The organism is Paenibacillus sp. 7523-1, assembly GCF_002276415.1.
GTDB lineage: Bacteria > Bacillota > Bacilli > Paenibacillales > Paenibacillaceae > Paenibacillus > Paenibacillus illinoisensis_A.
This window is the reverse complement of sequence record NZ_NPBR01000002.1, coordinates 80058-102247: the sequence shown is the minus strand read 5'-3', so window position 1 is coordinate 102247 and position 22190 is coordinate 80058. Positions and strand designations below refer to the sequence as shown.

Sequence of the window (22190 nt, the reverse complement as noted above, 5' to 3'; positions counted from 1 at the left end):
CTCGATTCACCCGGCCTGTCTCAAACCGCTGTCAAGGTGTAGGATGACGCATTCGATCCTCATTTTTCACCTGAAGGACAGCAACCTGTTGTTTGCTTAGCATGCCGTAAAACGAAAAAGTCCATTCCCCTTTAGGGAACAGACTCGAGAAATTAATCATTTAGCCAAAGTATCGATGTACGAGTGTACGAGCTTCTGCAGTATCTTTTGTACCATGAACCAAAACACGTCCATCCTGAAAAATCACCAATCGATGCGCCCCTGTCGTAAAAGAGATCAGGAACGGATTAACTTCAACTGGTCCTTCATCAAGCCTCCTCAGACGCTCAGCCGTATCTTGAAGATTCAGCTTCATGGAGCGAGAAGGACGAATCTGTACCGTATCCCTACCGCATAACACATCGGTTTTCTCCAGATTGGCAGCGGAAAGGTAAGGATAGGAAGCGGTATTTCCACAGGAAGGACAATCTGCTTTTTTGGCCCCATCCACATTTATGGATATGTACTCATTCCGCCATACATCAAAAGACAACAGCTTACGCCGCAGCGCACTTTCATTACCGCTAAGAAGCTTCATCGCTTCTGCTGTCTGGTTCGCCGTTACCATCTGCACAGCCTGGGGTATAATCCCCGATGTATCGCAAGTATCTCCGCCAAGCGGTACCTCTCCAAGTAAACAGTTCAAACAAGGAGTATCCCCGGGCAGGAACGTATACGTGATACCATAACTCCCCACACACCCCCCATAAATCCAGGGAATGCGGTACTTCTGGGACATGTCATTAATCAGCAGCCTTGTATCAAAATTATCCGTGGCATCCATGATAAGATCTGCATTTTGAATGAGATCCTCCAGCTCGTCTGCACGGACATCCATCACCTTGCCTTCAATGCCAATCGAAGAGTTGATATCGAGCAGGCGTTTTTGTGCTGCCATCGCTTTTGGCATTCGCTGAACTGCATCCTGTTCAACATAGAGCTGCTGTCGCTGCAGGTTGCTCCATTCCACATAGTCCCGGTCCGCAATGGTAATGTGTCCAATACCTGACCTGGCGAGCGTCTCTGCAATGCCAGTTCCCAGTGCTCCTGCCCCCACGATAACAACCCTGCTGTTGTTTAGTCTACGCTGACCTTCTTTGCCAAGCGGAGCATATCGTTCCTGTCTCGAATATCGATCACTTTGCTCCGTTGAATTTGTTTCTTCTATCATGTATGAACCATTCCTTCCGCCGGACTGCTGGCTGCCGCATAACGCTTAACGGGTATCATGCCTGCTTCATAAGCAAGTCTTCCTGCCTCAACTCCCATTCGCATTGCTTTTGCCATTTTAACTGCATCCGTTGAACCGGACACCGCCGTATTCAGCAGCACACCATCCGCCCCCAGCTCCATGGCATAAGCAGCATCTTTCGGGGAACGCAATCCCGCATCCACAATTACAGGAACAACCGCTTGTTCTATTATGATTTCCAAATTGTATGGGTTGATAATGCCTCTTCCTGCTCCGATCGGTGAGGCACCTGGCATGACTGCATGAACCCCGAGCCGTTGAAGCCGTTTGGCTAAAATCACATCATCCGAGATATAAGGCAGTACGATGAATCCTTTTTCCAACAAGATCTCGCAGGCCTTGTACGTTTCGATTGGATCAGGCAGCAGTGTGACTCCATCTCCGATCACTTCTACTTTTATCATATCACAAAGTCCTGAGGCACGGGCAAGTTCAGCGGTTCGGACGGCCTCTTCTGCAGTGGAAGCACCCGCGGTATTAGGAAGTAAAGTGAATCTCTTCAAATCGAGTGTATCAAGGAAGTGGCGTTTATCCCGCTCTTCCAAGTTCAAGCGTCGAACGGCAAAAGTCAGCACTTCGGTTCCTGAAGCTTCTACCGCTTGACTCTGTATATCCAAATCGTCAAATTTGCCCGTACCCAACAACAATCTAGAATGAAATGAATGATGTCCTACCTTCAGCATGTTTTAACCGCCTCCCACAAAATGTACGATCTCAATTCGGTCTCCGTCTCTTAATACAGTCGATGCATGGTGCTCCCTCATCAAAATCTGACGATTTAACTCAACCACCACAGTTTTTACCTGCAAATTAAAGGATTGCAGCAGCTGATCTACATGATTCAAATCGTCATTAATGTTCATGCTCTGCCCGTTTACGATGATGTTCACTGCATAATCTCCTTTCTGCTCAAACGCTCCGGACTCAATTCATCAATGCCAAGTTCTTCCGAAGAATGGCCAGCAATCAAATCAGCCATCAGACTGCCGGTTATTGCGCTCAGTAAGATGCCGTTTCTGTAATGTCCAAATGCTGCATATAGCCCAGGTACGCTTTTACAAGCTCCCAGATAAGGCAAACCGTCAGGAGTCGCTGGTCGAACCCCTGCCCAAGCACGGATAAACTGGGCTTGCTGAATTCCAGGGACCCAGCCTGCTGCGGATGCAAGCAGCTTTTGAATACCTTCAACAGTTACATCACGATCCGAGCGCCCTGGTAAACTGGTTGCTCCGATCCAGACTTCGCCGTTTGCTTTGGGGACAATGTATACATTATCTGCATAAACCGTCTTGTCAGGTCGGTAATCTGCATCATGTTTCGCATATTGTATTGCTGCAATTTCACCTTTCACCGGAAGAGTGGGCAGGTTAAGACCCACCTGTTTCAACATCTCTCCACCTTGTAATCCAGCTGCGACAACAACATGCTTACACGTTAATCTTCCAATCGACGTTTCCATACCCTGGACTCCACTCGAATCCGCAGTTAGACTTACATTCTGTACACCTTCGATTAATTTGGCCCCCATTGTTTGAGCTGCGACCGCATAGGCACGTGCCAAATTGACAGGAAGAAGTTCACTTTCTGAAGCTCTATACAGAGCCCCGAAAGCTTCCTTGCTTATCCATGGGGCTTCACGTTGAAGATTGGAATGATCCCACCAAATTTGCTCTGTAAGCAAATCTGTACTTTTTCTGGTATCGCTATACTTTTTCATCTCGTCTTCATTCCGAAATGGTGTAATAAATCCATTCTGCTGCAAGCCAATTTCAATGCCGCTTAGTCGTTGAATCTGTTCTTTTTGCTGATGCAGTCGTTTTCTACTTTCATATGCTAGTTTTGACATCATAGTAGTATGAAACGTCTCGCTGTCTGCAGCTAACATGCCCGCTGCGGCAGAAGATGTCTCACTTGCAATACGCGCACGCTCGATTAAAATTACTTCTTTACCTCGTGAAGCTAGCTCATACGCGATGGCACAACCTATAACGCCGCCTCCCACCACTATCGTTTCCGCATGAAGCTTGCCACGAAGTTCTCCACGTATTTGGGCCGTAAAAGCTGCTCCATTTCGGTAAAGGCTGCCACTTCGTCTTCGACCTCTTGCTTCTCCGCTCATTCATTCACCTCCGCGATTCGTTCTTATTTCTATCGTTCAATAGCCTGCCTCAAGGCTGCTGCTGCGCTTTGCGGATTATCGCTAGCCCAGATAGATGATATTACTGCCGCACCACTTGCTCCGACTGCACGTACAGCAGCTATGTTTGCCGGTTCAATGCCGCCAATGGCAATTACGGGAATGGAAACGCCTGAACATATTTCAGACAGGGCGGATAGCCCTCTCGGCTTGATCCCAGGTTTACTGCTGGAGGAAAATACATGACCATAAAAGAGGTAATCTGCTCCGCGTTCTTCAGCTTCTCTAGCTTCGTGAAGAGAGTGAACAGAAATGCCGAGACGAAGTCGATCGCTTTTGTTCAGGCTGCTGCCTTGAATAGTCGTCATATTGGACTGGCCCCAATGAACCCTCTGAATTAATACATGCTTTTCCAATTCATTCAGCTCACATAGACCATTGATCACGATCCTGTCAGATGGAATTCCTGCGTACAGCAAACTATACGCCCATTGAATTTTTTGTTCGGTGGTTAGATGTTTCTCCCGGATGTGAATATAGTCAAGCCAGGGCCATACATCCGTTGCAATCTTCACAAAACGTTGTTCATCCCCTATGCCCGGCGAAACAGCATGCAGTTCAAACGATAATGAATTCACAAGTTTCTTAGAGATATCCGTTTGGTTTCACCTTCCCTGCTGTCAATATGTAAGCACAAAAAAGCCACTCCCGTAGGGAGTGGCCGCGATAACATGTCAAGTTAGTTAAACGAGCTTTACATGCCAGTTGTCAGGTATACAAGCTATAAACCATAGCCTTGATATATACGAGATATCTTCATGTTCCACTCGTGAGCATTCACATTCGCTGCAAAATCGAATATTAATTTGCCCATATCATTAACTAAAACGCGCCACTTCCCTACGCTGGTATAATCCAGATCAGGTGCAAAGGGTCCGGAATCGCATTATTCCATCTCAGCCGCAACGAGCGGCCCCCCTAGTGATCATATGAAGTTGTAGCCTATGTTACCATAGTCACCTTTTTTTGTCACCGTTGATTTCTCAAACTCATGTTGATGTTTGATTGTAGAGTACTTCATTGCTCCACAACAACTAGTTTTTCTCAGACCAGGCTTCGACGTCCCATGTCTTGGTGACCCAATCCTGATAAAATTCAGGTTCATGGGAAACGAGCAATACTGTACCTTTAAACTCTTGCAGAGCTCGTTTTAGCTCCGCTTTTGCTGTTACATCCAGGTGGTTTGTCGGTTCATCAAACAGGATCCAATTGCTTTCACGCATCAGAAGCTTGCACAAGCGAACTTTCGCTTGTTCTCCCCCACTCAGTGCACTCAGCGGGCGAGTGATGTGCTCGTTTTTCAAACCACAGCGGGCCAGATGCCCTCGTACTTCGTTCTGCGTCAGGTGAGAGAATTCGTTCCACACATCTTCAATCGGCGTAATATTGCCCGCACGGACCTCCTGTTCAAAATAAGCTGTCTCCAGATAATCCCCCAGGAACGTTTTACCGCTAATTGGAGGTATCTTTCCCAATATGGTTTTAAGAAGTGTCGACTTACCTACACCGTTACATCCGACAATGGCTATTTTCTCACCACGTTCGATTGTCATTGTCATTTTAGGCAGCAAAGGGTAGGAATAACCAATCTCAAAATCAATTCCCTCGAATACTGTTTTGCTGCTGGCACGGGCATCTTTGAATTTAAATGTCGGTTTTGCTGCTTCATCCGGGCGATCGATTCGTTCAATCTTGCCCAGCTGCTTCTCACGGCTTTTAGCACGTCCGGAAGTGGAGGCTCTTGCCTTGTTACGCTGAATAAAATCTTCCTGTTTCTTAATATATTCCTGCTGTTTCTCATAGGCATCGATATGTTGTGCTTTTTGCATATCGGCCATTTCAAGAAACTTATTGTAGTTGGCAGCATATCGCGTCAATTTAGCAAATTCCAGATGGTAAATGACGTTAACGACTTCATTCATGAACTCCGTATCATGCGAAATCAGGATAAATGCATACGGGTAATCTTTTAAATATCGCGTTAACCATTCGATGTGCTCAACGTCCAGGTAGTTTGTTGGCTCGTCCAGCAAAAGAGCCGTCGGTTTCTCGAGCAGCAACTTGGCGAGCAATACTTTGGTCCGTTGTCCCCCGCTTAGAGCAGCGACGTCACGATCAAGCCCAATAGCGGATAATCCAAGGCCATTCGCCATTTCTTCCACTTTTACATCAATCAAATAAAAATCACCCTGCTCAAGCTGCTCCTGGATTTCACCCATTTCTTCCAGCAGTTTTTCAAGCTGGTCTGGGTCTGCATCAGCCATCTGGTCTGTAATGGCCAACATTTCTTTTTCCAGTTCAAGCAGGGGAAGGAAGGCATCTTTTAAAACGTCACGGATTGTTTTGCCAGGAGTCAGCTTGGTATGCTGATCCAAATATCCGTACCGGACTTTTGGTGTCCACTCTACTTTCCCGCTATCTTTCAGCAATTTTCCGGTCAAAATATTCATTAAAGTGGACTTTCCTACACCATTTGCTCCGACCAGGCCTACACGCTCTCCTGCAAGTAAACGAAAAGATACATTTTTAAATAACGTGCGGTCACCAAAATTGTGACTAACGTTCTCTACTGACAATAAACTCATGAGATGAGGTTGCTCCTATCTATTTAACATTACTTTTTTTCGGTATTGTTGATACCGGTCAAGTTCTGAACTGAAACCCTATTTTAGCACAGGACCTGCCTTTTCTGAAAGCAATGTAGTAGGCTCAGCAGTCTTACTTAGTGAACAACCTTGTTAATGTAACAATTCCCCTCAAAATACCCCGCAGCCGCGGCCTGCTTCGCATCTGTAAAAACTTCTTCAGCTCGGAAGTTATTTTTACATGTTGCTGGATAATAATACTTTATGCCGGTTGAAGGTTCTATCCCTCCAATGACTGCAGTTCTTTTAACCAACCTTCCTCCGCCGATGGCATAGGTGTTTACCTTCAGGCTTCCTACAGGCAAGCCCTGAATAAATGCCATGATCCCCGTATCATTAATCGTATTGTACCAATCCTCCTGAGAAATAAGAGGCAGGGTAAACGTATAGGATATCCCGTTTCTTCTTGCAAACTCATTATGCCGATTAATGACTTCGGCAAGATTCTCCTGCACGCTCATGATGATACGAGTTTGTCTGACCTGCTCAAACGAATTTGAATTTTGCAGCAATGGAATTCCACTAGTTGAAGCGAGTTCCCTTTGAAAACCTTCAATCCATTTACCCTGAACGGCATCATAAGCATATACATAACCGTCGAGTGTAAAATTAATGCTGCTGCCGTCTGAATCTGAATATGTATAGGGCATTTTTGGACTCCATACCTGGTGGAACGAATCATCAGTCTCACCCGTCATCTCCGCTTCCTTAGCTAAGATATAATAACCATCGTAATCCAGTACAACTATGGCTGGTATGTAATTAAACAGTTCTTGTATCGCCTTTGGATCATCATATATGCCCATATTCAAGGCCATCGTCTGAGTGAATGTCTGAAGCGCCAGTTCTTTATCGGCCTTTACGAATTTGGTGGAATCATACCCTGCCTCACTGTTTTGCTTCTCATTCTGGTGCATTACGTTTCCTGCGTCCAATACAGCTGTTTGGAGGGCCGATCTATACCTTTGATTAAGAAGCTGAGCTTCATCTGCATCATGAGTATTCCGAGAAACCATCCAAAAAAAGGGTAGAAATATTAGAACAAACACAATAGACAAATCAGTAATCTTCATTGAGAACCATGCCTCCATAAGTGGTAAACACTGCTGCTGCAGGAGCCGTACCATTCAGCCACTCGCGAATCAGCATGGCTGATGTCCGGTTGGTATTTTTAAGTGCAATCGTGAAAAAGTCACCCATGGTCAGTGTGTATCTACGAAGCGGATCATCGGCTGCATACGTGCCCGAGACAGGGAACAATTTTTCCAAGATTTGCGCTGAGTAATATGCATCCTGTACCGTCTCATACGTTCCTGTAAATGTACCTTGATCCATCGGATCTGTGTAGTGAGGAACATATTTTTTGTGCAGATGCTCCATGGTAATCTCGTAAACATTGCCTGTTCGCGCCAGCTGTTCTTCAAATTCGGCATACATCCCAGGAGAGATATAACCTTTCGTTCTGACCGAATCCACAAAACGGGTAACCGTCTGATATGTGACCATTCGCGCTATATCGTCTTGGCGATCTGCTGTTTCCGCAGTCGGATATACATATAGCAGAAGTACTGCCAGCATAACTGCTAGCAGCTTGGATACAGCATTTATCAATTGATACTGGCCTCCCTCCAAAATGCAATTCGAAGCAATCCCCCGCTATCATCTCTTACAAACTCCGGTTTATAGGAAGCAATCACGTCAACAGGTATGGACGCACTTCGGTTGATAAGCGGGTCTATCGTATACGTTTTCCCGTCAACCTGCACTTCGACTGCTGTACCCGTCATTTGTCTAACCGTATGTAACACCTCAGCTCCGCTGTAACGAAGGGGTTTGCTTATTTTTAATGTTGTATTTATTCTTCCTTCCATGTCTTCATTCGTATGCACGCTGGAACTCAAAGCACTGGACAATAAGCTAACGCTTTGTTGTCCATACAGACAGGCTGTTACAAACAGGACAATGGCGGTACAAAACAACATGAGTTGCTGTGTATTCTGGGACAATGGAAACCAACTCCTGTCAGGATTGCTGGAAGATTAGTCCTCTCACCACATTTGATTTGTCTTTAACGATAACGGCCTTGAACTTTCCACTTGGGTTGACATATTGATTGTCCTTTTCGCTCATCGTCTGATTAATACTGCCTACTTTGTTATCCGGAGCAACAACTGAACCGTAGTCCGCATTATTGATATCCTGAGAAATGTTCAACTCATTGCCATACCACTGACCACCCTTGTTTTTTCCTGTAATGACCTGGATGCCAAATTGATCCTTGTCCGCATACTTACGTAGTGCGTTTGTAACTTGGGAGCCACTGATCGTGGTCCCGTCATACACCGTAAATGCTGCCTGAGACAATTCTGTCTGAATATCCGCAAAATTGTTTTGCGCTGTTTTGGTGGCCTCTTGAGCAGAAATAAACAGCAGTACCACAATTGTAATAAGGGCAATCGTCAAAAAGATCCCTGCGGCTACCTTTAAAGCACTTGAAGCATTGTTCATGTTAAATCCTCCTAAGTTTTGATAAATAAATGTATATCAGACTGAACAGGTTCAACCTGAACCGCTACAGTTTCTGAATTTGTTCATAATAAATGTTCATTTGCAGGAAGCTCATACCAACAAGCGGGATCACCAGATAGAGAAAAATAAGGGCATACATCGGGGTAAAGCCAATCATTCTGCCCCATGAGGCTTTCACATCTATCATTCTGGTATACTCCTGCTTCCGCTGATCGAAATAAAATGCCATCATACTGTCCAGATCATCAAACGCTTCCCGGATCGAAATTTTACCGAGTGCAAGCTGCAGTTTGTCCACCAGACGCTGAAATTCAGGCAACCCTGCCTCCTCTTTCAGCTGCTCAAGTGCATTTTCTGGTCCATGTTCAAAGTGCAGCAGACATTTTTGAAGGGGTCGTTTGAAAATGACGGCAAAACGATTGAGCCATTCCAAAATCTCTTCAACGGACATCCGGTCCATCTCACGCAAAATGGAGATCACCGTCTGATATTGGTAAATTTCATGCTTCATGTCCATACTTCGCATTTTACGCTGGAACATCATGAGCCATATGGGCATGTAATATCCGGCCGCGCCAATAAAGATGGCAATCAACAGCTCCCACCAGTGCAAATACTGCTTGTTGTATATTTCGAGCTTTTGAATAATACGCAGACTCGTTTCAGTTTGTGTATCAGAGTCTAGTGGGATGGAGGAAACCTGTTGTAACATGTTAAACACGTCATCATAACTAGTTCCACGTTTCATGTCTAACCGCTCCATTATCTCTCGGTCCAAAGCTGTTTTTTCGGCAGCCTGCTTCAGTTCCGCATCGGCCATCACTCCAAACATGCGGTCATCTCTCACCGGATCGTATAGAACATGATTTCGTTCAATATGATGAAGCAGTAATATGCAACCGATAGCCAGTGTAAAAGAGCACACAAACAACATCAGTCTGCGGATCGCCAGCCACTCGTATTTTAATTCAGCGCTGCTCTCCCTCATTAACCTTACGGTCTGGGTATAATTTGTACTCCCTGGTTTGGCAGCAAACAACATGGCCAATTTACGAATGTATTTTTGGTTATACAAAAAACGGTCCATGAAGGAAGGTTTGTGCCCTGATCGGAATCGCGTTTCATCGTAATGCTGAAGTCTCTGCAACAGCAAGTAGGCCAAAATAATGATGATATAGATTGATATTTTGGTTATAAATCCAAGCTTGCTGCGGTAAAACTCATCCATGGTCGGGAAACTGCCTCTCGCCCAGCGTTCAATGGGAGCCGTAAATAATACCGGAGCCAGCGCAATCATATTCAATCCTTTTAAAAGGTAATCCAACTTGTCACGTCGCAAAATTTCGAGGTGAATTTCCTGAGTCAGGTTTCCCAAACCTTTCAGGTATATTGAACCTTGAGCCCTGTCCTTGTCCCCAAACTCCATCACCATATAGGAGATGCCAGCAAAAGCCTTCAGAAAGCGATTGGGGGCTATCTCATAATACCTCTCCAACGCTTCATTGGGATCTGGTGAAGTCAGTGCCTCATAGATTAGCAGCACCTGATCAGCTGCTTCACCCACTCCAGCTTCTCCAGCTTCATAGAGTGCTTCTTCGATCATTCCGTGCTGGTGATATCGATGTCGCACGTCCGCAAACAGATCCAACATTTGGACCAGCAGCCGTTTCTCTGTGCGATTCAGCCACAAGTCCACAACAAGACTATGGATCACGACAGCGCAAAGTACAGACAAAATGACGAAAGCAATCCCTGGTTGCATTAAGAACAGCACGATACTAATACTTCCGTATCCTCCCGCAACAATCAGAACAACAGTCATGGTCATACGTCGTAAAGAGGCTTCATCTCCAACATGTCTGAATGAGATTCGCTTCTGAATTAAATTGATGTAAGATGCCAAAATCGGCGCCCTCGTACCCCAGCGATAGGACTGCAGCAGAAATGACCTCACCCAGACCGTTCGATTAGCAACAGGAGTTGTTCCAGGAACTCTACCGCTTAAGCCCTTCCCCCTCTTTTGAAAGAATTGGAGAGTCAGGAGGGTAATCACGAGCCCGGAGATACATATACCCAGCAAAAGGATAAGCCACGATTTAGTTGTCATGCATATCACCCCAGTGCCGGTCAATAAACTGTTCAAACTGCGATGCATCGTGCAATGTCATTTGGTCCCGCATATCCATGATGCAGCTAGGTGACAGGGGAGCGGTTACCACATATTCGCCGTCCTTGTATTCAATGACATTCCGAAAAGCAAACCCTGCCCGTTCTTCCACACTGTCCACCTGATCAGCACGAGGCAAGCACTCTGTAATTCGCTCTATGTATCTGCGTCCTTCGGGATCCTTTTTCATGTGCACATCAAAATTGATGACACTGACGACCTGTTCCTCAGCAATGTGCTCATGTTGAAACATGCCTGTTTTGAGCAAAGAGTTGCGGAGCGAGAATACCAGATCCCGGAATGTCTTGGCATGATGGGTAAACAGAGTGAACAAACTCGCCACCTGCGACATTTGAATCATCCAGGCAGCAACCTCATCACTCGCAACCTCTCCCAGTATGTTGACTGTTCCATCTGTTTTTTTCTGTAAATCCAGTCCTTGTTGACCTGAAATATGTTCCGTCTCCCGGAAGCTCAAAATATTACGACGACTGTAGATTCGACGCAGCTGCAGCTCGAATGCCATTTCTTGTACACGCAGGGTGTATGAGGCATAGATATGCTTGACCATCGCCATTAGCAGCGTCGTTTTACCAGATCCCTGAGCACCAGTCACAGCCGTAATACGACTTCCTTTCATGAGGTACTGCAGCAATGTGATTGGCAGTTCGGCATTGCTCCCGGTTATTAATTGCTCAAGCGACGCATTGGGAATATCGAATTTCCGGACAAAAAACGCCCATGATTCTGCAAAAGGGGGCCTTACCACAACTACGCGAGAACCGTCCTTCATTTCGTTAACCTTATATCCATTCGCTTCAGATAACTGACCAGGATAATTATATTTATAAATATTCTGACAAACCCTCTTCAGCTCGCGTGTACTGCCAAACGATAAAAATGAAAGATGGATCGACTTCCCTTTGTAAAAAATCCAAACACTTTCCATACCACTTAGCGGAACGTCAACGGGTGTATCCTCCAAGCCGTCTTCCAACAAATCATTCCAGGAAGCCGGGTGCTTAACTCCGATATCCTGCATGGCATCCAGCATACCGCTAACCCCACCGCTAACCCCGTCAATTCGCTGGTCTCTGATTTCATCTACAACCGAGAAGCCTTTGTAATGTTGGTATATCCGCTGGACGATAATATCCGTTTTTTCTCTAAATCCGAGTTCACGGTATTCGCATTCAAATACATACCGGATATCTTCCTCGGAAACATAATATCCGCCGCCATCCTCAGCACCATCCTCCAATCGGAGTCTGCCCAGATCGTAAGTGTCAATCAAGCGTGACAAGGCATCGACGCCGAACTGCTGTCGGTACAGGTAAAAGACAATTTCAAACTGGTCTTGAACGGATAACAGATCGGGTTCCGCAAAAAGGATGACTTCATCCACATTGGTTTTATTCAGACCTATGTTTCGAGTAAGTAAGTCAGCGATCAGGTTCTTTACATAGGTTTTGTCACTTATGCTGCCAGAGACGCAGCCTTTCAGCGCTTTTCTCATCTCGGCACGCTGATTGATTCTCCTGCGATATTCTTCTTCATGAAGACCGATATCAGCAAGCTGACTATGACTTAATTCATGCAGCGAGTTCTTCACCTGTTCAGTTAGCATTTCAATCGTAAATGCCTCACGTTCAGGAGTTCCTGCATTTTTTTGCCGATGGAATGATTTCGTTTTGATCCAGATGTATGTCAAAAGAGCTATTACAATAAAACTGATCCCTATCATATTCCAGAGCATTGGAGGCTCAGGCTCCCCTTTCCAGCCTTTTCAGAACAGTACGCATACCTGCACCGTCCATAATCAGGCGAGCAAGTTCAGCCATACTGGCGGCCATGCTCCCTTTTCGAAGATCTCTACTGTCACTCAATCCTTCAAGCTGCAGATACGTAGCCGTATCACTCCGATTCACAGCATCCAGAAATGCAGTCGTATAAGGCACAATGGATATGGATCCTTTGTACCGGAAACGTCGGCGAATGTTGTTAAGAGTTGCCCTTGCTTGCGGATCATACTTGCTTATGACAACATGCATGTTTTGGTTACTTAAGTTATCAGGTTTGATGTGTTCAAAAAACAATTCCAGATCCCGCATATTTTGTGTCAAATTCACCACAACATAATCAGCTTGAGCCAGTAGATCGGTCGCATCCATTCCCTCACGGTCCACATCCAGCAAAACCATATCGTAGTACTCATTCGCCACTTCCAGTAGCGCTTTCAACGTTTCAATATGTTCATTGGGCGTACGTTCCATCTGGTTAATTCTTCCAGTCAATAAATCCAATCTATCCCGTAATAGCGGCTTCGCGTAATCTTTCAAATTATGCTTGTTGAGGCTTCCACTTATATGTAATCGTTCTACTGCATCCCAACCACCCTCTTCAAATCTGAACAGACTGTCAGCCTGCCCTAATTCCATAGATGGTAGCGGTGCTTCAATACCACTGCCGACTGGACCTGTGTTCACTAATAAAACTCGGGTCCTGTATTGAAGTGCCATGGCGTAGGCGCTAATAACTGCACTGGACGTACTACCCGAGCCTGCAAAAGGACTCCAAAACAAAATGTTGCTCATGCTCTCATCCTTTCCGCTTCCTTAATCGCTCGGCGACTTCGAACACTTTCCCATCCAGTCAATTGTTCGAACAAACGACATAGTGATTTTTTGTAACTCCGGGATAAAGGCCCTAACCGCACCCGGCGATGATGTTCATTTTCCAATTTCACCGCAGCAGTCAGTTCATCCCATGGAAGTATCAAAGATTCGCCTGTCCAAACAAAAGGACTTCCTTCCAGATAGGCCCATAGGTAACGTTCTTCCAATTTGCAGTCGACTGCATTAATCAGAATGCGCTGAAATGAAAGCTCTGTTGGTAAAGACTGCTCTTCAAGAAGCCGCCTCAACCAGCCTTTTCCTCGTTCCAAATTGTAACGTTCATAATCACTCACCCAGACTCGAATATCAGCCGTGAGCCATAATTCTCTAGAGGCGAAATGGGAGGTTTCCATGTCATACAAGACATAATCATAAGAGTCCAACCCTTCTCCACTAGCCTCCAGATGACTCTCAACCGCGGCCGAAGTTACAAAGTGACAGGCCATATCAAAACCCTCAAATTCAGTGATAGCCAGAGAATGGTGTCCTTCTCCAACCCCATACCCATACTTTTGCTGTAAGGTTCCGTCAACCAGTAACACCCGCTTGCCTGAAGTGGCTAAAATTTTGCACAGATATAACATAAGATCATTTTTTTCACATAATCCAGCGAAAATCCAAGTTTGCACGTGACACTCAGCCCCTTCCTTTGAAGCATTAGTTCGTTGTTATAAGCATTATACTTTTACATTTTGAATGTCTACTACTCTCCTCCGGTCAACAGGCTTTTCTGTTCATCCGTATATGCGGAAGACTCCGTGGATTGATTGTTTACATTTGTCGTTTGCTGATTGCTTCCTGATCCGTCATTCCATATGACTTCGTCCGAACTATTGTTAGAGCGAGGTCTGCTGTTATGGGAAACGGATGATTGTGCAACATCTTGCTCAACACTTTGGGAGGGCGCTGTCATGGAAGCAGCCAGAGAGCTCTCAAGGGAACTCCGTACCTGTCTCGACAACTCCTGTTCTGCCCTTCGAACAATGTTCGGGTCACTTTCAAGCAGTTTCAGCACTTCACTATTGGCAGGGTACGTTGGAATTGCAGCTGTCTGGAACTGAGGCTCAACATACGTTAGTGCATAGATTGAAGCTTTATGTAAATAGGCATCTACAATTGCGCTGGACAGCGACAGAATTTCTTCCTCGGTCATGGTAATCCACAACGTCGCTTCATTTAGGCGCTCTACTTTCTTCTTGGACAGAAGGATATAGTCCTGACCTGTTGGAAATTGGATGCGAACGTCTATATTATCGCCTTGTGCAAGTGAAGTGGGTAATAAAACGACCTGCAGTTCACGATTTCTTAGATCTGGCGGTGCTGGCGTGTCTTCATAAACCATTTCGGTTGTTATGGCTGTTCCTTTTTTCAGTTCTATTTTGGCTACTTGCCCATCCATCTGTTTGGTGCTGGACCATAAATTACGTGGTGCTTGAGCATCAGGCACTGCGATAAGCTTAATATCCTCGGGTAAGATCGGTTCTCCTGCTTCAACGTCGCGTACCGTTACCCATCCTTGTGCTCCTGTGTTCCATTGCTGCAGCAGCTCAGCCTCTTTTTGTTCGTAAGCTGAAGCATACTGGGACTCCATTTCAGATTTGGTATCATTCATTGTAATCACGTTGTAGATGACATATCCCCCGAATAACAATCCTACTGCTCCCGCACCAGTTAGTCCGGCATAGATCATTTGTCGGCTTTGTTTTCTTAATTTGGACAAAAAAGGCTCTCCTCTCACAAGCTCCTCTAATCATGATTTTATTCTTCTTGCAAAAAACGAACGCTTCTTGGGCTGCTGCCCGATCAAATGATTCAATATATGGGCTAATACCTTGTCTGTCTGAGGATCCCTATCAAAAGGATCAATGTGCATTGGAAGTCCGTACACACTTGATGTATTCAGTGTTCTACGTACACGCTGAACAGCATCTGTCGCTGCAAGCGGCAGACAATAAATCCATTTGTCTTTCGGATAACGATGATGCGAACGAACAAATGCATTAATCTCTGCCTGTTTCCACTCAGCACCTGAGCCTACAACAATAGGCAGGTCTGCTCGCAGAAACTCCTCCAGTCGATTCTGATCCTGACCACTACCCAGATCCATTACGATAAATTGGTAGCTGCCACCCAGCAGAGACAAAATATCTGCTCGTCCGGACTGTTTCCAATAGTGCACTCCGTCTACTGCAAACTGTCTGCCTGCCGATAATGGCTTCCCGGCTTGGGCAACTTGCTGAATCCTTGCAAACGATTGGGAGCGCGGCGACATCTCGATGACCGCCACCTTAAACTGTTGTCTCTCCAAGTAATGGCTAATGGCTATGGCGGTATGCGTAACCCCTACACCGTAAGATGCACCTGTCAGAGCAATAACTCTAGTTCCACCGCTAATTGTCAATATTGTCGATTCATTACTCTCCGTTATTCCAGGTCTTCGAAGCAGTTCTTTGCGGACTTCATCGGCAGATTGGAAACGTTCCTCAGGGTTCTGTCTCAACAATCGCCGTACAACCGGAATGTAAGTGCGAGGTACATCACTGCGTATGGAACACTCAACGCCTTGTATCCATTCTGTATACGTACCACCCGTCATAAGGTAAAGCAGCAATGCACCGAGCCCATACAAATCCGACCTTTCATCCGTCTGTCCAGTACCGTATTGTTCAGGAGCAGCAAACCCTGCTGTTCCCAGTTTCACCGTATCCTCTGTATGCTGAGCTTTGAAGCTGCGAGCAATGCCAAAATCAATCAACCTGACTTCATGGTCTGGGGTTATCATGATGTTGGATGGCTTCAGATCGCGATAGATCACTGCTGGATTCAGACCATGCAAATAACTGAGCACGTCAAGTAATTGGAGCACAAAATCTGTCATATGTTCGAGGGGGATCTTACCGCGACATTGCTTGTGATAATCACTCAGTGTCTGACCTTCAATGTATTCCATTACCAGGTAAGTATAGCCCTCTTCATCCGGCACAAAAAAATCAACAATCAACGGTAATCTGGGGTGCCTGAGTGAAGTCAAAAGAGCAGCCTCCGTCTCCATACTCGATTCGTAAGGTAACGTAGCAACACTTTCTTTTATCGCCCAGGTCTTGCCTGGCAACTTCATATCTTCTGCCTTATATACGTGACTCATCCCACCTGTACCCAGTACGGACTCGATTCGATATCGTCCTCCCAGCAGGCTCCCGTGTTCCAGCCTCGCCGGATGTCTCATGTATAATCCTCCTTTCTGCATAACAAAAAAGGGAAAGCTTACCGAAGTGCAACAGTCCGGTTATCGGACTTGTCCACCTCGGGATGCTTTCCCTTGGATTTATTATGGTTAATATTGGTATCATTATAGTATACGCCACAAGATGTTGTAAAGTAGTAATTTAAAATCTTTACGTGCTTAATATTTAATCATATAAAGTGTTATTTCCTCGCGATTGTGAAACAATTGTTTGGATCGTTGAATCTGCATCCGTGAACGCTCAAACGTATCAATGACTTCCTTGATCAGCGCGAGTGGTTTCTTATGAAGCAGTTTCACCGTAACAATTGCTGTTCCACCGGATTGAAGACTATATAACAAGTCCGAAACGAGTCGGCTCATCAATTTGGGACTCCAGCTCATGTCACAGACAAGCAGGTCAAATTCACCTTCACGGAACCGTACATCACCTGCATTCTTTTTCAAAAACGTAAGTTTGGGCGATTCCAGAAGTGTGGCATCCATTTTGGCTGGGTCCACTGCTGTGACTTCTAGTCCTCGTTCTAGCAAAAAGGAAGTCCAACCACCAGGGGCAGCACCAATATCAAGCGCTTTGTGAAACGATGCAAAATCGATGCCAAATGTTTGCTCTGCCTCAAGCAGCTTGAATTTGGCTCGCGAGATCTGGCCTTCCTCTTTTTGAAAGCGTACAGCTCCCCCGCTCCAGTCGGAAAGGTTCTGTTCAGGTCGTGATATCCCAGCATACAATGCATCATCTGCCGCAAACACAGAAATAACAGAGTCTGCATCGCGAACAACCCACTCACAGCCTAGTGTATCCAGCTTTTCGGTCAACCATTGCTTCAATGATGCGGCGTTCTCCAGCCAAAATGAACCTTCCGTTTTACGGACTTGTAGTGCCACTTTGGTTCCGGTCAACTCCGTATGGTTTGTAATAAAGGCAATCAGTTTCTCCATCGCCTGATCAGAATCTTCCGTATTCTCCTGAAACTGAACAGGCTGAATGTGACGTAAAAACGTTGGATTTTCCTCAAGGAGTTTGATCGATACCTCTTCTTCTGTTACCGGTAAGCCGGCAAGAAGCACTTCACCCGGTACAATTACCGTGCTCTTAACAGCACCGAATGTACGGCGCAGTTCTTCCTGAGCATAAGGTGCAAAGCCATGATTGGCTGTGCAGATAAAACGGGAGAAGTTCCCTTCTCCGCTAGATGACTGTGTACTCAACTTGTGTTACCCTCCAGAACGTACGCGAATCCATGGTCGATCGTGATCCCACTGGATGTCGACCGGAATGTCGTACGTATGCTTAATTGTATCCTGTGTCAAAACATCATGTTTGTTTCCAGCCGCAGCAATACGACCTTCGCGAATCAATGCTACATGTGTGAATAAGGGCATGATCTCTTCTACATGATGCGTTACATATACTACTGTTATATTGCGCTGACGAAGTCGGTCGATTTCAGCCAACATTTTTTCACGTTCATACAGATCGAGCCCAGCGCACGGCTCGTCCATAATTAATAACTTAGGATCCGCCATCAATGAACGTGCCAGCATGACTTTTTTTCGCTCGCCCTGGGATAGTGTACCCAGCGGGTGGTTAGCCAATTTAGCGAAGCCCATGTCATCCAGAAAATTCAAGGCTCTGGTCTTCACTTCATCGGGAATGGTCTGATAAAAACGCAAAAAGGCAAATGCACCTGTCGCAACGACCTCCCAGACCGGGTCTCGCAATGTCAGTTTTTCAATCAGCGTTTGACTGATATAACCAATCTCTTTTCTGACTTCACGAACGTCACATTGCCCATATAAGTTCCCCAGCACCTCGATACGCCCTTGACTGGGGAACATATATCCATTCATCATTTCCAGCAGCGTTGTTTTGCCTGAACCATTACGTCCCAGAATGACCCAATTCTCGCCCTGCTCAATATGCAGATGAACGTCATCCAGGATCTGATTATCCTCCCGGCGAAGAGAAACATGCTCCATCGAAATAATCCTCATTTTAGGACCGCCTTTCGAATTTCATTTAGCAGGTGCTCCACCGAGGACATTCGATAAATCATTTTAGGTACATCCTGCTCACCATCAAACAGCATCACTGCAGGTACGCTTGAAATTTTAAACTGCTGCACAAGTTCCGGAATATCATGAATGTTCATTTCAAATAATGTGTTCTCCGGCAGCAAATGCTCCGCGATTTCCAGCATTCTTCTCGCTGCAGCACAAGTACCGCATAAAGGGGTGTAGATAAATACAGCTTGAGGAATACCTTCCCACACACCGCGCATCAAAAGCTTCGAATGAATGGGCTTCATCAGCTGAGCTCTCCCGCAGCAACCCGAAGCATAACCTCACCTGTCATCGGACCATTGTGTACCTTTACAGTGTCAGGTTTATTGGTATATAACAATTCGTACATCTGACGTTTGCCGTACATGCTGGAGGTGTGTAAATAAATTTCGCGCGGAAACAGCCCTTCCCGTACAATGGCAGCTGCAACTTCTCCACCATTTGGCGAATCCGGACCCAATTCATAATCCAGGGACAGGATATCCACATCACCTTCCCTGAGCAGCATCAGACATTCTTCAGCATTGGTAGCCAAGACAAATCCCTTAGGACATGCCCGGTAATCATCCAAGAAAACATGCATACAACCACTCCTCTCCCCGTTTACAACCAGGAACGCATGACCTCAATATCATCTTTGTGCGTCCCATCCTCACCTGTCTCGGTTTCCAACACAACGACTGCCCGTTGGAACTCAGGTGAACTCAACATTTCTTGCATCGCTTTGCTTCCTATAAATCCCTGACCGATTCGCGCATGTCGATCCTTGCACGAGCCGGAAGCATATTTTGAGTCATTAAAATGCACAGCAGCAAGAGTATCCCAGTACCCAAGCTGTCTGCCTTTTTGAAGCATATCCTGTTCACTATTACTGTGCCACATCCCTGAAGCAAAAGCATGACATGTGTCAAAACAAAAAGCAATATGCTCCGGATATTGGCTCAGCTTGCGAATCTGAATCATTTCTTCCATGGTCGTGCCCATTGGACCGTGGTCACCTGCCTGATTTTCGAGCAAAATCTTTGCCTGTCCATTCCAGTTTTCCAAAACCGTATCCAGACAATGGATAAGATTCTGATACCCTTCAAGCGGCTGATCGCTCTTAAGATGACCAAAATGAACTACCGTTCCTACTGAACCGCATGCATCTGCAATATGCAGATCATTTCTAATGGAAGCTACGGTAGCATGAAACCCCGCCTCTCCACGGGTCATGCCCAAAGCCGGATTCGTTGGATAGGGTGAGTGTGCAATGGACGCAATGCCATTCTCCTCACACCACTCCCTGCACAACTCAGCATTTTTAAGGTCAGGATCTTTCAAACCAAGGCTGCGGGGGTTCTTCGGAAAATATTGAAATGCCGTTGCCCCCATCTCATATGCCCTCTTGGCTGCTTGTAAAAATCCACCTCTCGTGCTGACGTGTGCGCCGATTCCGTAATTAGGCCTCATGCTGACAATTCGGACAGAAGAAAGCCTTCTTCCCCGTAATTTCCACTCGTTCAATCGTGCCTCCACAACGTGGACAGCTTTCCCCTTCGCGATCATATACCCTGCATTGCTCATCAAAACTTCCTGTTTTCGTGTCCCCTTGCATCAGCGGCATTTCCATATAACCACCCTCCGATGCTGCTTCACGGAGCACCGACTGCATAGAACGGAACAAACGCTCTGTGAGTTCTGAAGAACTGGCGATGTTCTGTGTTTTGGAACTAGGTCTCAAACCTGCAGCAAAAGCAATTTCATCCGAGTAACAATTGCCGATACCAGCAATAATGTGCTGATTAACCAGGGTCGTTTTGAGCGTTCCGCGGCGTCCTCTCAGCAATGAAGCAAAACGCTCAGGATTCATGCGTCGATCCAGTGGCTCCGGTCCAAGATCGGACATGGCTTCTTCTGTTTCCTTGGATGTTAGCAGGTGTAAATAACCCAATCGAAGTCCAATAAAGAACAAGATACGATCACCAAATTGAATCTCAACTTGTGTCGACCGATCGGGACGATCTGCCTCAGTCCCCCAGTAAATCATGCCTCCCAGCATGAGATGGAGCACCAGTCGTTTACCGTTTGCCAAATGAAAAATAAGATGCTTAGCCCGGCGCTCGACAAAAATAATACGATTGCCTGTAAGTTCGCGCGTAAATTCCTCTGGCTCTTTATTGATGGATTTTTCCCGATTAACGACAACACCAGTAATAAGTAAATCAAGTATTTCTGCGGACAATAATGTCCGGTAGTTTTCCATTTCCGGCAGTTCCGGCATCTGTATCTATCCCTTCTTGGATGCTTGGCTCGCTTGTTGCGACAGCCACTCAATCAGTTTATGCAAATCATCAAACACATGATCAGGACGTATCTTGGTCGCGCTGATATGAGTGTCCATATTTTCTTTCGTTGTGACTCCGGTCAATACGAGCAATGTCTCGCATCCTGCTGCTGCTCCTGCTGCAATATCTGTACGCATATTGTCCCCGATCACAGCCACTTCATCAGCCCTTAGATTTAAACGATCAATCGCTGACTTCATAATAATGCTGGAAGGCTTGCCGATTACAGTTGGTGAAACACCTGTAGCCGCTTCGATCGCAGCACCAATGGTACCTGCTCCTGGAGTCAAGCCATCATCAGAGGGGAGCTGCAGATCTGGATTGGTCAGGATTGATTTTGCTCCATCATTAATCCAGCGCAGTGCCTTGGTTAGTTTTTGGTAGGAAAATTCTCGGTCAATCCCTTGAATGACGTATTCCGGCTTTTCTTCCGTCCTTTGCAATCCTGCTTCATCGATAGCCTGAAGTAAACCAGCTTCTCCAATGCAAGCAACCTTTGCGCCAGGAGATTCTTCAGCTACATATTCAGCAGCAGAAACTGCAGATGTGCAAACTTGAGAAGCTTCCGCTGGAATTCCCATTTCGTTCAAGTGATCTGCTACCCCTTGCGGAGTACGTGAAGAATTATTTGTTACAAATAAATAAGGTACAGCCTGTTCATTCAGCGTCCGAATAAGCTTGTCTGCCCCATCAATCCGATGTCTGCCATGATAGAGTGTTCCATCCAGATCGATCAGATAGGCCTTAATCATACAGAGCACTTCCTTTCTTTTAGACCATTAACAATTCATGTCCTTAATTACATTTTGATGTTTTTTTGATCCATAGCTATGTATTTAAAAAATAATACGGGCCTGCTCGTATGAGCACGCAACACGTCGAACCAAATCGAAACCAGACGTTTTGACTCGCGCGCCTTCTGTACAAGCTTGTCATTTCCTGCGCTTTCCCGGAAAATAATTCAATTCATTTCCCTGCTCATATTGCCCATCCTACACGCTTTCCGATCAGATTGCAAAAGGGACCTCAGGGCCTATCCCCCTCAGTCCCG

The 22190-nt window shown here is 45.8% G+C and carries 23 protein-coding genes and 1 riboswitch; all 23 genes read right to left on the bottom strand.

Going from position 1 to position 22190, the window contains the following annotated elements; translation table 11 throughout:
* Positions 1 to 160: 160 nt before the first annotated feature.
* The 23 genes from CHH60_RS00575 to CHH60_RS00465 all read right to left on the bottom strand — a co-directional run bounded on the left by CHH60_RS00575 (position 161) and on the right by CHH60_RS00465 (position 21891).
* A complete protein-coding gene (locus CHH60_RS00575; RefSeq protein WP_095357392.1) occupies positions 161 to 1210 on the bottom strand; it encodes a ThiF family adenylyltransferase in 1050 nt (349 codons plus the stop codon).
* On the bottom strand, positions 1207 to 1974 hold the full coding sequence (locus CHH60_RS00570) for a thiazole synthase (protein WP_095357391.1): 768 nt from the start codon (positions 1972 to 1974) through the stop codon (positions 1207 to 1209). The genes CHH60_RS00575 and CHH60_RS00570 overlap by 4 nt, the downstream gene beginning before the upstream one ends.
* A 3-nt stretch (positions 1975 to 1977) precedes the next feature.
* Complete coding sequence (thiS, locus tag CHH60_RS00565) at positions 1978 to 2181, bottom strand: sulfur carrier protein ThiS (RefSeq protein WP_095357390.1); 204 nt, start codon at positions 2179 to 2181, stop codon at positions 1978 to 1980.
* Positions 2178 to 3410: a glycine oxidase ThiO gene (gene thiO, locus CHH60_RS00560; protein WP_095357389.1), complete on the bottom strand. Its 1233-nt coding sequence runs from the start codon at positions 3408 to 3410 to the stop codon at positions 2178 to 2180. The genes thiS and thiO overlap by 4 nt, the downstream gene beginning before the upstream one ends.
* 29 nt (positions 3411 to 3439) lie before the next feature.
* Positions 3440 to 4066 carry a thiamine phosphate synthase gene (locus tag CHH60_RS00555; protein ID WP_176475920.1) on the bottom strand — a complete coding sequence of 209 codons (627 nt, stop codon included), beginning with the start codon at positions 4064 to 4066 and terminating at the stop codon, positions 3440 to 3442.
* Between the two features lie 242 nt (positions 4067 to 4308).
* Positions 4309 to 4418, bottom strand: a riboswitch (TPP riboswitch).
* A gap of 104 nt (positions 4419 to 4522) precedes the next feature.
* A complete protein-coding gene (abc-f, locus tag CHH60_RS00550) occupies positions 4523 to 6073 on the bottom strand; it encodes a ribosomal protection-like ABC-F family protein (protein ID WP_095357387.1) in 1551 nt (516 codons plus the stop codon).
* A 137-nt stretch (positions 6074 to 6210) separates the two neighbouring features.
* Positions 6211 to 7050, bottom strand: coding sequence for a hypothetical protein (locus CHH60_RS00545; protein WP_369680167.1), 840 nt, complete (start codon positions 7048 to 7050; stop codon positions 6211 to 6213).
* A gap of 142 nt (positions 7051 to 7192) precedes the next feature.
* Positions 7193 to 7744, bottom strand: a complete 552-nt coding sequence (locus tag CHH60_RS00540; protein ID WP_095357385.1) for a hypothetical protein — start codon at positions 7742 to 7744, stop codon at positions 7193 to 7195.
* Positions 7741 to 8139 (bottom strand): hypothetical protein, encoded by a 399-nt coding sequence (locus CHH60_RS00535; RefSeq protein ID WP_095357384.1) that lies wholly within the window; start codon positions 8137 to 8139, stop codon positions 7741 to 7743. The genes CHH60_RS00540 and CHH60_RS00535 overlap by 4 nt, the downstream gene beginning before the upstream one ends.
* 16 nt (positions 8140 to 8155) lie before the next feature.
* On the bottom strand, positions 8156 to 8641 hold the full coding sequence (locus CHH60_RS00530) for an ABC transporter permease (protein WP_095286462.1): 486 nt from the start codon (positions 8639 to 8641) through the stop codon (positions 8156 to 8158).
* Positions 8642 to 8705: 64 nt separating this feature from the next.
* Positions 8706 to 10616 (bottom strand): hypothetical protein, encoded by a 1911-nt coding sequence (locus CHH60_RS00525; protein WP_255247754.1) that lies wholly within the window; start codon positions 10614 to 10616, stop codon positions 8706 to 8708.
* Between the two features lie 142 nt (positions 10617 to 10758).
* Entirely contained in the window at positions 10759 to 12585 is a 1827-nt protein-coding gene (locus CHH60_RS00520; protein WP_095357382.1) for an ATPase, T2SS/T4P/T4SS family, read from the bottom strand.
* A gap of 7 nt (positions 12586 to 12592) precedes the next feature.
* Positions 12593 to 13423: a ParA family protein gene (locus CHH60_RS00515; RefSeq protein WP_095357381.1), complete on the bottom strand. Its 831-nt coding sequence runs from the start codon at positions 13421 to 13423 to the stop codon at positions 12593 to 12595.
* Positions 13420 to 14133: a hypothetical protein gene (locus CHH60_RS00510; protein ID WP_095357380.1), complete on the bottom strand. Its 714-nt coding sequence runs from the start codon at positions 14131 to 14133 to the stop codon at positions 13420 to 13422. Before CHH60_RS00510 ends, CHH60_RS00515 begins: the two co-directional genes overlap by 4 nt.
* 74 nt (positions 14134 to 14207) lie before the next feature.
* Positions 14208 to 15224, bottom strand: coding sequence for an SAF domain-containing protein (locus tag CHH60_RS00505; RefSeq protein WP_095357379.1), 1017 nt, complete (start codon positions 15222 to 15224; stop codon positions 14208 to 14210).
* 30 nt (positions 15225 to 15254) lie between these two features.
* Positions 15255 to 16730 (bottom strand): serine/threonine protein kinase, encoded by a 1476-nt coding sequence (locus CHH60_RS00500; protein WP_095357378.1) that lies wholly within the window; start codon positions 16728 to 16730, stop codon positions 15255 to 15257.
* Positions 16731 to 16907: 177 nt separating this feature from the next.
* On the bottom strand, positions 16908 to 17957 hold the full coding sequence (locus CHH60_RS00495) for an SAM-dependent methyltransferase (protein WP_095357377.1): 1050 nt from the start codon (positions 17955 to 17957) through the stop codon (positions 16908 to 16910).
* A 6-nt stretch (positions 17958 to 17963) separates the two neighbouring features.
* A complete protein-coding gene (locus tag CHH60_RS00490) occupies positions 17964 to 18737 on the bottom strand; it encodes an ABC transporter ATP-binding protein (protein WP_095357582.1) in 774 nt (257 codons plus the stop codon).
* Between the two features lie 2 nt (positions 18738 to 18739).
* A complete protein-coding gene (locus tag CHH60_RS00485) occupies positions 18740 to 19057 on the bottom strand; it encodes a thioredoxin family protein (protein ID WP_095357376.1) in 318 nt (105 codons plus the stop codon).
* Complete coding sequence (locus CHH60_RS00480) at positions 19057 to 19395, bottom strand: cyclic-phosphate processing receiver domain-containing protein (RefSeq protein ID WP_095357375.1); 339 nt, start codon at positions 19393 to 19395, stop codon at positions 19057 to 19059. The genes CHH60_RS00485 and CHH60_RS00480 overlap by 1 nt, the downstream gene beginning before the upstream one ends.
* A gap of 20 nt (positions 19396 to 19415) precedes the next feature.
* Positions 19416 to 20264, bottom strand: coding sequence for a deoxyribonuclease IV (locus tag CHH60_RS00475; RefSeq protein WP_095357374.1), 849 nt, complete (start codon positions 20262 to 20264; stop codon positions 19416 to 19418).
* Positions 20254 to 21075 (bottom strand): Fpg/Nei family DNA glycosylase, encoded by an 822-nt coding sequence (locus tag CHH60_RS00470; protein WP_095357373.1) that lies wholly within the window; start codon positions 21073 to 21075, stop codon positions 20254 to 20256. Before CHH60_RS00470 ends, CHH60_RS00475 begins: the two co-directional genes overlap by 11 nt.
* 6 nt (positions 21076 to 21081) lie before the next feature.
* The gene (locus CHH60_RS00465) at positions 21082 to 21891 is read right to left on the bottom strand and encodes a TIGR01457 family HAD-type hydrolase (RefSeq protein ID WP_095357372.1); all 810 of its coding nucleotides are present in this window, start codon (positions 21889 to 21891) and stop codon (positions 21082 to 21084) included.
* Positions 21892 to 22190: the final 299 nt, after the last annotated feature.

Bases quoted from the DNA above. Each gene is read 5' to 3' on its own strand.
- CHH60_RS00500 (WP_095357378.1), bottom strand. From the start codon at position 16,730: ATGAGACATCCGGCGAGGCTGGAACACGGGAGCCTGCTGGGAGGACGA.
- CHH60_RS00545 (WP_369680167.1), bottom strand. From the start codon at position 7,050: ATGCACCAGAATGAGAAGCAAAACAGTGAGGCAGGGTATGATTCCACC.
- CHH60_RS00485 (WP_095357376.1), bottom strand. From the start codon at position 19,057: ATGAAGCCCATTCATTCGAAGCTTTTGATGCGCGGTGTGTGGGAAGGT.
- abc-f (WP_095357387.1), bottom strand. From the start codon at position 6,073: ATGAGTTTATTGTCAGTAGAGAACGTTAGTCACAATTTTGGTGACCGC.
- CHH60_RS00520 (WP_095357382.1), bottom strand. From the start codon at position 12,585: ATGCTCTGGAATATGATAGGGATCAGTTTTATTGTAATAGCTCTTTTG.
- CHH60_RS00570 (WP_095357391.1), bottom strand. From the start codon at position 1,974: ATGCTGAAGGTAGGACATCATTCATTTCATTCTAGATTGTTGTTGGGT.
- CHH60_RS00470 (WP_095357373.1), bottom strand. From the start codon at position 21,075: ATGCCGGAACTGCCGGAAATGGAAAACTACCGGACATTATTGTCCGCA.
- CHH60_RS00480 (WP_095357375.1), bottom strand. From the start codon at position 19,395: ATGCATGTTTTCTTGGATGATTACCGGGCATGTCCTAAGGGATTTGTC.
- CHH60_RS00575 (WP_095357392.1), bottom strand. From the start codon at position 1,210: ATGATAGAAGAAACAAATTCAACGGAGCAAAGTGATCGATATTCGAGA.
- thiO (WP_095357389.1), bottom strand. From the start codon at position 3,410: ATGAGCGGAGAAGCAAGAGGTCGAAGACGAAGTGGCAGCCTTTACCGA.
- CHH60_RS00530 (WP_095286462.1), bottom strand. From the start codon at position 8,641: ATGAACAATGCTTCAAGTGCTTTAAAGGTAGCCGCAGGGATCTTTTTG.
- CHH60_RS00515 (WP_095357381.1), bottom strand. From the start codon at position 13,423: ATGAGCAACATTTTGTTTTGGAGTCCTTTTGCAGGCTCGGGTAGTACG.
- CHH60_RS00475 (WP_095357374.1), bottom strand. From the start codon at position 20,264: ATGAGGCCTAATTACGGAATCGGCGCACACGTCAGCACGAGAGGTGGA.
- CHH60_RS00465 (WP_095357372.1), bottom strand. From the start codon at position 21,891: ATGATTAAGGCCTATCTGATCGATCTGGATGGAACACTCTATCATGGC.